13 protein-coding genes are annotated in these 13,077 nt (G+C 32.0%); 4 read left to right on the forward strand and 9 right to left on the reverse strand.

The features are described 5' to 3' along the window. Positions 1 to 7 precede the first annotated feature (7 nt). Positions 8 to 724, reverse strand: coding sequence for a pirin family protein (locus CGC48_RS05940; protein ID WP_198537163.1), 717 nt, complete (start codon positions 722 to 724; stop codon positions 8 to 10). Between the two features lie 873 nt (positions 725 to 1,597). Between CGC48_RS05940 and CGC48_RS05945 the strand changes: the two genes are divergently transcribed. From CGC48_RS05945 to CGC48_RS05960, 4 genes are read left to right on the forward strand one after another with little or no spacing between them, the layout of a single operon-like run. After that, positions 1,598 to 2,140, forward strand: coding sequence for an ATP-binding protein (locus CGC48_RS05945; RefSeq protein ID WP_098028847.1), 543 nt, complete (start codon positions 1,598 to 1,600; stop codon positions 2,138 to 2,140). After that, positions 2,141 to 3,205: a hypothetical protein gene (locus tag CGC48_RS05950; RefSeq protein ID WP_098028848.1), complete on the forward strand. Its 1,065-nt coding sequence runs from the start codon at positions 2,141 to 2,143 to the stop codon at positions 3,203 to 3,205. Beyond that, entirely contained in the window at positions 3,202 to 4,704 is a 1,503-nt protein-coding gene (locus CGC48_RS05955; protein WP_098028849.1) for a hypothetical protein, read from the forward strand. Before CGC48_RS05950 ends, CGC48_RS05955 begins: the two co-directional genes overlap by 4 nt. After that, positions 4,682 to 5,086 carry an ASCH domain-containing protein gene (locus tag CGC48_RS05960; RefSeq protein ID WP_098028850.1) on the forward strand — a complete coding sequence of 135 codons (405 nt, stop codon included), beginning with the start codon at positions 4,682 to 4,684 and terminating at the stop codon, positions 5,084 to 5,086. The genes CGC48_RS05955 and CGC48_RS05960 overlap by 23 nt, the downstream gene beginning before the upstream one ends. Before the next feature lie 441 nt (positions 5,087 to 5,527). Here the strand turns inward: CGC48_RS05960 and CGC48_RS05965 are convergent, their stop codons facing one another. The 8 genes from CGC48_RS05965 to CGC48_RS06005 form a co-directional block, all read right to left on the reverse strand. Then, positions 5,528 to 5,923, reverse strand: coding sequence for an OsmC family protein (locus CGC48_RS05965; RefSeq protein ID WP_098028851.1), 396 nt, complete (start codon positions 5,921 to 5,923; stop codon positions 5,528 to 5,530). Positions 5,924 to 5,992: 69 nt separating this feature from the next. Beyond that, positions 5,993 to 6,310 (reverse strand): GNAT family N-acetyltransferase, encoded by a 318-nt coding sequence (locus CGC48_RS05970; RefSeq protein WP_098028852.1) that lies wholly within the window; start codon positions 6,308 to 6,310, stop codon positions 5,993 to 5,995. After that, positions 6,310 to 6,843, reverse strand: coding sequence for an NADPH-dependent FMN reductase (locus CGC48_RS05975; RefSeq protein ID WP_098028853.1), 534 nt, complete (start codon positions 6,841 to 6,843; stop codon positions 6,310 to 6,312). The genes CGC48_RS05970 and CGC48_RS05975 overlap by 1 nt, the downstream gene beginning before the upstream one ends. Positions 6,844 to 7,344: 501 nt before the next feature. After that, positions 7,345 to 8,244: a pirin family protein gene (locus CGC48_RS05985; RefSeq protein ID WP_034985589.1), complete on the reverse strand. Its 900-nt coding sequence runs from the start codon at positions 8,242 to 8,244 to the stop codon at positions 7,345 to 7,347. Between the two features lie 153 nt (positions 8,245 to 8,397). Beyond that, a complete protein-coding gene (locus CGC48_RS05990) occupies positions 8,398 to 8,970 on the reverse strand; it encodes a Crp/Fnr family transcriptional regulator (protein WP_018278212.1) in 573 nt (190 codons plus the stop codon). Between the two features lie 129 nt (positions 8,971 to 9,099). Next, on the reverse strand, positions 9,100 to 9,627 hold the full coding sequence (locus CGC48_RS05995; RefSeq protein ID WP_098028855.1) for a YceI family protein: 528 nt from the start codon (positions 9,625 to 9,627) through the stop codon (positions 9,100 to 9,102). A 241-nt stretch (positions 9,628 to 9,868) separates the two neighbouring features. After that, the gene (locus CGC48_RS06000; protein ID WP_157909876.1) at positions 9,869 to 12,142 is read right to left on the reverse strand and encodes a hypothetical protein; all 2,274 of its coding nucleotides are present in this window, start codon (positions 12,140 to 12,142) and stop codon (positions 9,869 to 9,871) included. A gap of 176 nt (positions 12,143 to 12,318) precedes the next feature. Then, positions 12,319 to 12,996 (reverse strand): DUF6261 family protein, encoded by a 678-nt coding sequence (locus tag CGC48_RS06005; protein WP_232780456.1) that lies wholly within the window; start codon positions 12,994 to 12,996, stop codon positions 12,319 to 12,321. Between the last annotated feature and the right edge of the window lie 81 nt (positions 12,997 to 13,077).

A 13,077-nucleotide genomic window follows, 5' to 3' on the forward strand; every position in this document is an offset into this window, starting at 1 on the left:
AATTTTTTTATGGCAATTGCATTGGCACTTCCATCAACAGAACTTGTGAATCTTCAAGAGCTTGTAAGTTAAATTCCGAAGTATCATAAATTCCGTAACCGTCTCTTTGGTCTAATACTTGGTCGCCTATTTTTGCTTTCCCTTTGATAACGAATACATACACTCCATTACCTTCTTTGTTTAGCTTGTATGTTTTTGAGTTTCCAGCGGTAAAGTTCGCCATATTGAACCACGCATCTTGGTGAATCCATACACCTGCGTCATCAGGGTTAGGCGATAAAATTTGTTGGAAATCGTTGATTTTCTTATCTTTTTCGATATTGATTTGATCGTAACGAGGTTTAACTCCTCTTTGGCGAGGTAGAACCCAAATTTGCAAGAATTTCACGGTTTCTCCTTGGTTGCCGTTCATTTCGCTGTGCATAATTCCCGTTCCGGCACTCATCACTTGGATTTCTCCTTTACGGATGAGACCTTCGTTGCCCATACTATCGCCGTGTTTTAGGTCGCCCTCCAAAGGAATACTGATGATTTCCATATCGCGGTGTGGGTGTGTTCCGAAGCCCATTCCACCTTTTACGGTATCGTCATTTAATACACGAAGAACACCAAAGTTCATTCTCTGTGGGTTGTAATATTCTGCAAAGCTAAAAGTGTGGTAACTATTTAACCATCCGTGGTTTGCGTGTCCTCTGCTGTCTGCTTTATGATAAACTGCTTTCATTTGTTTGTTGTTTTTATTGTTTGATTTTGTTTTTTGTCCGAAACTGTAACTGCTCAAAAGAGCTACACCTAAAAAGAATAAAATTTTTCGCATCGATTTAATTTTTTTAATACTTCGTTATTGATGATGCAAAGATACTACGGACATCCACCTCCAAACATTGATATAAATCAAGAAAGAATATCTTCTGAAATAACTTATCTTTTCTGTATTTTAATATACTGAAATATAATTAATTACTTATTCGCTCTAAAAGAACAAAATCTGTATAAACAAGGCAAATGTAGAAGTTTTATTGATTATATGCAAGGGGGTAAAAAATTGAGCATATAAAAAAATGGAATCATATGGAAATATGTAAGGATTATACTATTGTATTAACTTAATCATTTGATTTTTAATCAAAGTAAGTAATATTTATCTAAACAAGATTTTTTTGGTTGTCTCCGGTAATAATAATTCATTCATTTATTGTACTTTTGCTGGAAAATATTGATTTTTTTATCTTTTTGAGTAGTTGTAAAGATTATAAATTAGGTACAACTTAAAAATAAGATTCTACTAATTAGTTTAGTAGATAATGTAAATAAATGAGCAAAAGAATAAATTACATAATAGAGAAAATTGCTGACCAGTGACGCCATTGAAGATAATGACAGCCTTGGATTACTGAATTAAGTTCTAATTTACTTGGAAGAATAACATTTTTTGTTAGTGTACGGAACGATTGAAAATAAAGCTGAATTTACTATTTATTACTGAAATTATAAAAAGTTAGAGATAATCACAGTGAAGCTATAATTTTAAAGGGAGGGTGTAAAGAGCTAGAGTCCATCAATTAATAAACAAGAGATGATAATAATCTAAATTATTATGGATTGTTCAAATATTATATTTGTGGGAGGTATTCACGGTGTGGGTAAGAGTACAATTTGTCGCAGAATTTGTGCTGAACTAAATATAGAGTATCTATCCGCCAGTAAGTTGATAAAATGGAGTGAATTGAATGAAGATACGAATAATAAAAAGGTTGAAGATTTATCATTAACACAGGATAGGCTTATTGTTGGTTTGAGAAATGTAGTTCAAGAAAACAAAACATATGTTTTAGATGGTCATTTTTGTTTATTAAACAAAGAAAATGAGGTTATAAAAATTCCATTTGAAACTTTTGAAAAAATTAAACCTATAGCATTCATCATTATTTTAGCAGAAATTGAAAAGGTGAAAAATAGGTTGGAGATAAGAGACAATAAATTGTATGATTTTGATCTTTTGCAAGAGTTACAAGATAAGGAAATTGCTTATGTTGAGTACTTAGCTGATAACTTAAATGTACCGCTTTACATTTATAGCAATACTGAATATTTTAGTCTTATAAAACAAGTTGAGACAATTTTAAAAATTGGTAGATAAATGGAGAATGCTTTTTTGGTATATACAAGCAAATATGAACAACCAATTAAGGTTGAACGATTTCATATCTGTACTTGGGAGTTTAAAAGTAGTTCGTTGATTGAATTTGGAGTTGAGATAGATAGAGACTCAATAAAGGATAAAGAAAGTTTAGATATTTTCTTCTATGTTCCTTGGGTAAATAAAAATTGTAAAAGAAAAGATTTATATGAAAAACTAAAAGAATCTGAAAATAGTCTTTTTATTTTTAACGATTCCATATCAAATACATTTTATTTAGATGGGGGTATAAATAAAATCGGTGTAGTACACGAATTTAGTGATAGAAATAAACTTTGTATTTTACCAGTCGAACTTAAGATAAATGGCAATAACATCATTACCGCTACATTAAATTTAAAACCATATAACAGTCAATCTGAAAAGACTAATATTTATTTTAGATTTTATGTAGAACCCAATATACAACATATATCTACTCGAAAAAAAGGGATTAACAAAACAAGAATTATATATGACATTAAAATAAACGAAAGAAGAAATATACCAGATAATATATTTAAAGAATTTGAGGATAGACAATTATGTAATATAAAAACCTGTTTTTCCTTTAATATCGTACCCAATAAATTTGATTTGGAATTTTTTGATAATTCGTCTTTAAAGAGTGTAAGAACTTTAGAATATGAATCTTTTAATAAATATTTAGGAGATAACAGGGTAAAAAAAGATGATTTGATTGTTGTGTTTAACAAAAAACAAGATTTAGAATCTTATATTTTTTTCTCTATGTATGCATATGAAAGGATTGGATTAGGTCAATTTGCATTGGCGATATTGATTAATATAATTTGTGGCTTTTTACTTTTTTTACCATCATATAGAGAAAAATTAAGACCTGAATTATCAGCAAAGCAAATATTGTTAGAGTTACCTATTGAAATAATAATAGCACTAGTATTAATAATCTCAACATTTATTTATTTCGTTTTCCCTGTAATCAGATATTGGATTCGTAGATCTTATCTTTTTGTTTTAAATAATGTTAAAAAAATAAAATTATGAAAGCATTGCTAGATACTAATATTATTATTCATAGAGAAGCAAATAAAATGATTAATCAAGATATAGGTATTCTATATCGTTGGCTTGATCGTGCAAAATATATCAAATGCGTTCATTCACTAACAATTTCAGAAATCGAGAAGTATAAAAATCGAGAAACTGTTGAAACTTTTCAAGTAAAGCTAGATAGTTATGAATTAATTGATATTCCTTCTCCATTACAAAAAGAGGTTTTAGACATATCAGAAGAAATAGATGTTAATGGAAATGACAAAAATGATACTCAACTTTTAAACGAAGTTTTCGTTGGAAGAGTAGATATTTTAATCACTCAAGACAAAAAGGTACGAACGAAAGCAGAAAAATTGGGTATTGGTGATAAAGTATTTTCCATTGATTCTTTTCTCGAGAAAATCTTTGCAGAACATCCAGATTTAGTAAATTACAAAGTCCTAAATGTTCAAAAATTAAAATTTGGAAGAATAAATTTAGAAGATGACTTTTTTGCAAGTTTAAAGGAAGATTATATCGGATTTGACAAATGGTTTATTAGAAAGTATGATGAAGAAGCTTACATCACAATTAATTCTAATAATGGTTTGTTATTATCTTTTTTATATTTAAAAATAGAGGATAAAGATGAAAATTATTCTGATATTCAACCATTGTTTGAACCTAAAAAACGCCTAAAGGTAGGTACATTTAAAGTAATCAATAACGGCTTTAGGTTAGGAGAAAGATTTATGAAAATTATTTTTGATAATGCCCTAAAAAATAAAGTTGATGAAATTTATGTTACCATTTTTGACAAAAGAGACGAACAACGTCGTCTGATTGATTTATTGGAACAATGGGGATTCGTTTTATGGGGTAAGAAGGATGAAGAACTAGTATATGTTAGAAATTTTAGTAAAATTATAAATTCTAACGATTATAGAAAATGTTACCCTTTTGTATCTAGAGAAAATGATAAATTTATAGTTCCTATATATCCTGATTATCACACTGAATTATTACCAGACTCAATTTTAAATAATGAGTCTCCTGAAGAATTTATTGAAGATTTTCCCCATAGAAATGGAATTAATAAAGTTTATGTTTCACGAGCTTTTGAACCACATCCAAAACGAGGAGATTTGTTGATTTTTTACAGAACAGGTGGATATTATAAAAGTGTTATATCTACAATCGGAGTGGTTCAGGAAGTGAAATATAACTTTACAGATGAAGATGATTTCGTATTATATTGTCGAAAGAGTAGTATATTTCCAGAAGATAAACTTAGAGAAATGTGGAAATATAAAGAAGAAAAGCCTTTTGTGGTTAGGTTTTTATATATCTATTCTTTTCCTCATAGAATTAATATGAAGGAATTGATAGATTTAAAAGTATTAAAAGGAGTAAATGATTCTCCAAGAGGATTTAAACCAATAACTAAAGAACAGTTTAATGATATATTATTAGCAACAAAGAGTGATGAAAGTTTTATTATCGATTAAACCAGAATTTGCAAAAAAAATATTTGAAGGGACTAAAAAATTTGAGTTTCGCAAAACGATATTTAAAAATAAAAATGTCAGAACAGTTATTGTTTACGCATCGTCTCCCGTTCAAAAAGTAATAGGGGAATTTGAAATAGAAAAAATAATTAGTAAAGAAATTGATGCTCTTTGGATTGAAACACAAGATTATTCAGGTATTTCGGAAGAGTTTTTCTATGAATATTTTTCAAAAAAAGAAATTGGACACGCAATCAAAATAAAAAAAGCTAAAAAATATAGTGTTCCCAAAAATTTAAGAGAAGAATATGACATATTTCCACCACAGTCATTCGTCTATTTACCAAATTCAAATCAATTAGATGAAATAGAAGTTTTATAATGGCTACACCAACCTTTCACATTGCATTCATTGTTTTATGCATTTGAAGCTATCTCGACTTATTTGATAACAATACCCCTTAACAAGTAAAGAAAACTAAGTATAAAACCTTTTTATTAAAAATCTATAAATAGAGCTATGAGAAATGTTTAGCTCAATAAGTTTCATTATTTTTCTGATACTCTATTAAGGTTTTTAGACTTTGACAAAGTGCTTTGAAATAGTGAAAGTTGAGTAAAATAAAAAGTCAAGATGAGTTCTTTGAAAAGAGATGTTAAATCAACATAAACCGATTTTACTATTAAGGAAGGGTAGATTTATTAAAAATATCTTCCATTTACCAATCCCCATAAAAAAGGGCGAACTAAAAAATATTTCCAAAAACAAAAAAGTCGGTTTTTGACCGACTTTTAAATTTATAAACTTTATGAAACCCCAAACTTATACGATTTTGGTTTGTATTTCTATCTGATTGGTAAGTAGCTTGTGTATTGGGCAAGATTCCGCTACTTTGTGCAGTCTTTCGATTTGTTTTTCGTCCAGATTGCCGTTGAAATGTATTTTTCGGGTAAATATCGCTTGGCGTTCGGTGACATTGTTTTCTATATCTACATCTATTTCAATGCTTTCCACTTCCCATTCCTTGCGATCCATAAATATTTTCAAAGTGGCAGCGGTGCAACTTGCCAATGAACTCGCCAATACTTCCAGCGGGTTAAAACCCTTGTTTTCCCCGCCCAAACTCACAGGTTCGTCGGTAATTATCTTATTTTCACCTGCTACAATTTCCGTATAGAAATTGGCTTTTCCTAATGTTGCTTTTACACTTGCTTTCATTTTTTTAAGCTTTATATATGCCGTAAGCAATAAGCTAGTTATTTTAACTATTTTTATTGTTTTCCTTGCCTACAATTTATCGTAAGCGGGGAATTTCGGACTTACGATGCGTTTCCATTCGGGATGTTTTTTGATGAATGCAAACACATACGGACAATACGGCATCAGTTGTTTTCCGCTTTCTTCGATGTAGTGTAGCGTTTTTTCTACCAATGCTGCGGCTGTTCCCGTTCCTGCCAATTCCGCTGCCGCTTCGGTGTGTGTCAGGGCAATGAAACTATCTCTTTCCTCGAAATCGATAAAGGCAAGATGACCGTTGTTTTCGAGTTCAAAACGATTTTTTTCATCGTTTTTCACCAATGGTAAATGTTCTAATTCGGGTTTCACTACTGTGCGATTTGTTGTTTAAAGTTTTCTATCGTGTTGATATGCTCTTGTTTCAATTCAGGATTTGTAATTCCTTCATTGGCATCGAAATTCTGTCCGAACTTCGGCAAAGAGAATACCCCTTTGATATTTCCGCCGTAGTGAGGAAGCGTTTTTTGAGCTACATCTAAAACATTTTTACCGCCGTATCCGCCTGGTGAAGTTGCCATAATTAGCATCGGTTTATCTTGGAAAACGCTCTTATTGATACGCGAAGCCCAATCGAAAACATTTTTGAAAGCTGTTGCAAAATTTCCGTTGTGTTCTGCAAACGAGCAAACGATGGCATCAGCTTCTTCTATACACTGCAAAAATTTATGTGCCTGTTCCGGAGTCCCTTTTTTCTCCTCATCGGAAGAGTAAATCGGCATAGAGTAGTCGTTTAAATCCAACAAGTTGATGTCGCTTTCCCCGAAATGCGTTAGGGTGTGTTCTACTAATTTTTTGTTGATGGAAGTAGAAGATGTACTTCCTGCAAATGCTACTATTTTCATTGTTTTAATATTGAATTTTTCAGGGTGTAAAGGTACTTCTTTTCGTTAGATTTTTCATTGATATGGGTCAAGAAAGTTTTTTAGCAATGTGATATACAAATTTCAAAAGTTTGTTAACGAATATAAAAAGGGGTGTAAGTTTTAAGAAAAATGGATGTGAATTATCAAATTATGTTCAATACCCAAAGATTTTTACCTCATTCGGCTCAATTACTTTTTCCATTTTATCAATCCTTTGTTGGTCGATAATTGGAGTACTATTTACGAATGTATAAATCCTGATGTATAATCCAATGATTTCTCTCCATATTATAATATATTTTTTATTAATAAATTGAAATAGACAAACTTTCATAACTTCTAAAACCATTAGCTACTAAATAATAGATTTGTGTATAGGTTTTGCAAAAATAAATATACTCTCTTACCAAAAACACTTCAATATATAAAATGCACCAAAAATTAAAAAACCATCCCTTTCGGGACGGCTTTTAGTTAAAATTACTTACTTTTCAACGGATAAGTAGGCAGTGGCACGAAATCGTCTTCATCGTCAATGACTTTTGGGAAGGCTTCGTGGTTTTGTTCTTTCCAGTTTTGTTTAGCTTTTTCTATTTTTTCTTTGTCGGAGCTCACGAAATTCCAAAACATAAATCGTTCTTCAGGAAAAGGCTCTCCACCGAAAATATACACCACCGAATTTTCGCTCATCTCAAACTCGCATAACTTACTATTTTTAGCCACCAACAATTGTTTAGAACCATAGTCGTTCCCCTCAATGTTCACCGTGCCTTCCAGTACATACATTGCCGCTTCTCCGTAGAGGTCTTCTCCGATGTGGAGTTTGGTTTTCTCCTTGGCCTTCAGTTCAATGAAAAACAACGGACTATGTACAGGGACGGGCGATTTTTTTCCAAAAGCCTCTCCAGCAACCAGTTTTACCTGTACGCCATTTTCCTCCCAATGCGGAAGCTCTTCCGCTTCGATGTGATGAAAACTTGGATCGCAATCTTCCAAATGTTTCGGTAGAGCCACCCAAATTTGGAGTCCGTGTAGTTTTTTCTCTGTATTTCTTAGGTAATCAGGTGTTCTTTCGGAATGCACCACGCCTTTTCCTGCCGTCATCCAATTGACCGCTCCAGGCTGAATTTCCATTTGCGAACCGATGCTATCTCTGTGAAAAATAGACCCCTCGAACAAATAAGTGAGCGTAGAAAGCCCAATATGCGGATGCGGTGCCACATCCAAATTTTGATAATCTTTCAGGTCGGCAGGTCCCATATGGTCGATGAACACGAAAGGTCCTACTGCTCGTTTTTCGCGAAAAGGAAGTAATCTTCCTACCAAAAAATTGCCGATATCTGCTGCTTTTTCTTCTAATATAATTCCGATGTTTGACATATTTTTTTGATTTTAATCGTTCTATGATGCAAAACTAACGTATTTTTCATTCCTAACCATTGACATAGGGCAATAACGAAATTATATTTTTAAACCACATAGAGGCATAATTTTTTCTATGTTTCTATGTGGTTCTTATTTCTACGAATTTTTCTATTTCTTAGCTTGTTTGGCTCTTATACGGCTTAGCGTTTCAGGAGTTACGCCCAAAAAGGAAGCGATGGAATACTGCGGAACGCATTGTACTAATTTGGCGTATTTTTCTAAAAATCGTTCGTAGCGTTCTTGTGCGGAGAGTGCCAATACAGAATAAATTCGCTCCTGATAATTTTGCAGATGTCGCTCTAAAAGTATGCGATAAGCTCGTTCTAATTGCGGAATATCTTTGAGGAGCTGTTGTTTTTTGTTATAAGAAATGGTGTACACTTCGCTATCTTCCAAAGCCTCTACAAACATTTTACTCGGGGTACGACGATTGAAACTTTCAAAATCACCAATCCACCAATGCTCTATGGCAAACGACAAGATAATTTCATTACCTTGAAAGTCGATATAATAATTTTTAAGACATCCCTTTTTTACAAAAAACTCAGATTCACAAACCTCTCCCGAACGCAACGGAAAATCTCCTTTGGAAAAAGATTTTAATTCAAAACTATTATCTATCAAGTTTTTTTCTTCGATAGAGAGTTCCACCAACTTTGAAAAATATTCACTAACCATCATTGCCTATCAATTTTGGAGGTAAAGATAATACAAATTTGGTTAGAAATTTTCTGTTGAAACAAAAAATCAGAGCTTTTACAATCATTGTAAAAGCCCTGACATTCGTTAGTGATTGAGTTTTATTTATTTTTAGTTTAGTTTTGCAAATTGCAATTCTCCTTCGATTCTTACTTCATCGCTTACCAAAACACCTCCTGTTTCCAAAGCGGCATTCCAGTTAAGTCCGAAGTCTTTTCTGTTGATTTTTCCTTTTACAGAAAAACCTAATTTTTCATTTCCCCAAGGGTCTTTGCTCACCCCTCCGAAATCTACTGCCAAAGTCACTTCTTTAGTAACATCTTTTATGGTAAGATTTCCTACCAAAGTGAACTCGTCACTTGATTTTTTGGTAAGAGAAGTTCCTTCAAATTTCATTTCTGGGAAGTTTTCTACATCGAAGAAATCGGCACTACGCAAGTGGTTGTCTCTGTCTTCGTTGTTGGTAAAAATAGAAGTAGTTTTTACCTGTGCATTTACTTTTGAAGTAGCGAAATCTTCGCCAAGAATTTCCACTGAAAAATCTTTGAAACTTCCTTTTACATTAGAAATCATAAGGTGTTTTACCTTGAAATTCAATTCACTGTGAGCGGTATCTAATGACCATTTTACTGTTGACATATCTTCTTTAGTTTTAAATTCGGGGCAAAGGTAAGTGGTTTTTTACTCTCCGTCATTGATGTAAGTCAAGAAGTGATTTTTAGGTTTAAATTCGAAAAAATAAGTATATATTCTTCGTATTAAAAAGCTAATTAATTTAGGTGAATAAAAAATGGAGAACTCAAAGTTGAGTTCTCCATTTTTTTATTATAATTATTTTTGAATGAGAGTTGTTGATAAAATTATCTTCAAACTCTGTATCTTAAATACTTCCGCTTTCCATTTTCTTGAGAGTTTGTTTTATTTCTTCTTTCAATTCTTGTTCGTAGTCTTCTTGGCTGTTTTCAAGTATTTGAAACGCTTTACGTTGTGTTTCAATTGCTTTTTCTTTGTTGTTTGTGAAATAAAGCAAATGTGCGTACGTGTCTAAATAATGAGGATTTTCGCTCTCCAATTCTAAAGAGGTTTTGGACCACTTCAGAGCTTTTTCTAAAAGTGCTTTATTATTTCTGTGTTTTTCAACGATTTGCCAAGCGATGTTATTACATTCGTTAGCAAAGTTATTTTTGTAATATATCCAATCGTTGAATTGTTGTTTTGTATTTTGAGAATACACTTTGTCAAGAGACAGAATGATATTGGAAGCATCAGCAGAGGTCATCGTTTGATAGTAATCCTCAAAAAGGGTTATTTGTTCTTCGGGATAAAATTCTTCGAAGAATGGTTTTAGATTTTCATAATCAAATACCTTTTTTTGTTTACCTTCAATGTAAGTTAGTTTTACTTTTTCGCTAAGTTCTGGTGAATCTTCCGCGATTTTGTTTAACACCGAAGTGATGATATCTGTATTGACGTTAATTGTTTCTAAGTTGATGTAATCTTCTTTTTTGTACAGATTATCGTTGTATGTTTGTATTTGCTCATTAAATTTGATTAAATATTGGGTTGCTTCCAAATCGGTTTTATCGTTTTTTCTCTTTATATCAAATAGTTTTTTGTAATAGTTTTCGTGGTCGTAATATAAGCTGTATGCTTCATAATTCTTGCTTAACAAAGTTGCAAACGGAACATCGAGCTGGGTGTCTTTTTTATGGGCGTCTATTATTCTTTTCCAATGTTTGTCCGCTTGTTCAGGTGTGGATTTGAATTTGTACAAATTCTTGATGTCTTTAAAATTTTCAAGATATAATTCCCAATCTTGTGAATCTTTTTGTTCTTCATCATTGCTTTTCTCTCTGTAAACGTACAGAGGAATACTATTCGATGCCAGAGCCTTTAAGAAAACATTTTCTATTTGTGAAATGGTTGCTTTTTTGTTGCTGAAAACGTCATCAATTGCTTTGGCAATAAAAGCTCCTTCCAAAACCGAAATAAAAGAACTTCCTGCGTAAATATTATTTTTGACATTGCTTACTGTGTTTGGCTCGTGATATAAGATTTCGCCATTGTAGTTCAGACAGATAAACTGATTTTGCATTTTGATATTCTTCTTTTTGAACCACTTTTCATCTTTTTTGTCAGCAAAATAGAAATCAACGATATCATATTTTGAAAATTCATATTCATTGTAATAACTCAAGTCCGATTCATATTGTGAAATTAAATCATTGAACTCTTCTTTTGCTTTTTCGGTATTTTCGGGTTGATAGAAAACTAAAAGTAGTTTATTGTTTTTTTGGACAGATTTTAGAGCGTCAGCCAGATTGTCCTTCACATCAAGTTTTACCTTTGTTTCCACAGATGAATAGATGGAATCTGATGGGAAATTTTCATCTTGTGAGTAGGTTATATGTTCCCAGTTTTTAACTTCATCGGCAGAAGTCTTGTTTATATTTTTCCCATCGTTACGTTTTGATTTTTTTTCAAAGAGAACGTCATATTCACCATAAAAATCAAGTAACTGAATGCTTTGTTGTTGCTTGTTATACTTCCCTGCAATTTTCGGGACAGAAGCGTAAAGCCCCGATAAGCTAAAGAATACATCAACAGAAGAAATATCTTTTTTAATGGGAAACTTTTCGATGATAACACTTGCTTTTTTTTCCGAACTTGGCATTTGGGTAGCATTGACCAAATACAGGTTTTCTGTTTTAGGAATTTCAAAAGTTCCTAAGGAATAAATTGTTTCTCGGTTTTCAGTATATGCTTCTTTTGTTGTTTCATTGGCTGAAATTTTATCATACAGATTTTCGTATTTCACTTCGTTGTTTTCATCTTCATAACCAATGTACAAAAACTTCAGGTCGACGTGTTCATAATTTGAATTTAAGGTAACTTTCAGTGTGCTTTTGTTTCCTTTTTCTTTTTCCCGAACCACAAATGTAGACACGTTATCGAATGCAAAATCAATAGCGTTGTCTTTCCCCAATTCGTATTTTCCTGAAAGGATTACTATGTCAAAGGTTTTATCCTCATTTATTTTCAGTTTCAAGTCTTGGGTAAGTGAATTTGAATAATACGTTCCTTGTACGTTTTCAGTCTGTGCAATTGCCCCGAAAGACATCAAAATGCAGAATAATGTAAGTATTTTCTTCATAAAATGATTTTTAGTATGACAAAACTACATAAAAATAAACAAACAGCAAAAATATCATCAGTAAGTTGATTAACAAAAAAGAAGTTGCAAGGTTCTATTTGCAACTTCCTATACTGAACATAATGATTTTATAATCTTAATCGAAAGTTATGATGATTTGCTACACTTTCTTAAAGTCAATTTCGTACACGTTTAATTTCTTCATTAATTGAGTTTATCAAGGTTTGATACTCTGTAGCTCCCTTTACGATTACCAATCCATTGATGAGTGTCACCAATTTGCTAAAAACTTCCTGCATTTCAGAACGAGTTATTTTAGTTTTACCTACCTCAATAGCTCCTTGTTCCTGTGTGCGGTCAGAATGTACAATAGCAAAGGTTTCATTTATTTTGGCAAGATGCTCAATCCATTTCTCGGCACCAATATCCTCAACGGCTTTTTTTAGTTCAGCAACTTCAAGGTCGTTTAGCAAATTGCGAATAATGGCTGTTTCTTCGCGGTGTGATTGTCGTTGTGGTGCTTTGCCATATTTTTGATTGACAAGTACTAACTTTTGGGCAGCTTCTGCTTTCTCTTTTTCAGGAAAATTAATAAATACCTTACAATGCCCAATGAATCCTGTTAATAACGTATCTCTTTGGTCATCAAGTGCTTTGATTTTTTGAGTGTATTCACTCTTGCGTAAGGGTTTGAGAGATTCTTCAAGAGCGATGAATTTTTCATCAAAAGTTTGCTTCATTTGAGCTAGTCCCAATGCTTCTAAGTTTTCTTTTTCTAAAAAACTTTTTACATTCGCCATTACTTGTGCAAATTCCATTAGGCGAATTCTTGATAAATTGTACTTTGTTATCATAGAAAATGGTTTAAATTAGGTTTATAGTTATTAATTTCGTTTGTTTTTTAGTTTATTTTGTATTACAATAATGCAAATATG

The sequence above is a fragment of the Capnocytophaga cynodegmi genome (genome assembly GCF_002302475.1).
In the GTDB taxonomy this organism is placed as follows: domain Bacteria; phylum Bacteroidota; class Bacteroidia; order Flavobacteriales; family Flavobacteriaceae; genus Capnocytophaga; species Capnocytophaga cynodegmi.

Excerpts from the sequence above, each read along its gene's own strand:
- CGC48_RS05985 (WP_034985589.1), bottom strand. The coding sequence starts at position 8,244 with ATGTCAAACATCGGAATTATATTAGAAGAAAAAGCAGCAGATATCGGC.
- CGC48_RS05955 (WP_098028849.1), top strand. The coding sequence starts at position 3,202 with ATGAAAGCATTGCTAGATACTAATATTATTATTCATAGAGAAGCAAAT.
- CGC48_RS05965 (WP_098028851.1), bottom strand. The coding sequence starts at position 5,923 with ATGAAAGCAAGTGTAAAAGCAACATTAGGAAAAGCCAATTTCTATACG.
- CGC48_RS05945 (WP_098028847.1), top strand. The coding sequence starts at position 1,598 with ATGGATTGTTCAAATATTATATTTGTGGGAGGTATTCACGGTGTGGGT.
- CGC48_RS05990 (WP_018278212.1), bottom strand. The coding sequence starts at position 8,970 with ATGATGGTTAGTGAATATTTTTCAAAGTTGGTGGAACTCTCTATCGAA.
- CGC48_RS05940 (WP_198537163.1), bottom strand. The coding sequence starts at position 724 with ATGAAAGCAGTTTATCATAAAGCAGACAGCAGAGGACACGCAAACCAC.
- CGC48_RS05995 (WP_098028855.1), bottom strand. The coding sequence starts at position 9,627 with ATGTCAACAGTAAAATGGTCATTAGATACCGCTCACAGTGAATTGAAT.
- CGC48_RS05975 (WP_098028853.1), bottom strand. The coding sequence starts at position 6,843 with ATGAAAATAGTAGCATTTGCAGGAAGTACATCTTCTACTTCCATCAAC.
- CGC48_RS05950 (WP_098028848.1), top strand. The coding sequence starts at position 2,141 with ATGGAGAATGCTTTTTTGGTATATACAAGCAAATATGAACAACCAATT.
- CGC48_RS05960 (WP_098028850.1), top strand. The coding sequence starts at position 4,682 with ATGAAAGTTTTATTATCGATTAAACCAGAATTTGCAAAAAAAATATTT.
- CGC48_RS06005 (WP_232780456.1), bottom strand. The coding sequence starts at position 12,996 with ATGATAACAAAGTACAATTTATCAAGAATTCGCCTAATGGAATTTGCA.
- CGC48_RS06000 (WP_157909876.1), bottom strand. The coding sequence starts at position 12,142 with ATGAAGAAAATACTTACATTATTCTGCATTTTGATGTCTTTCGGGGCA.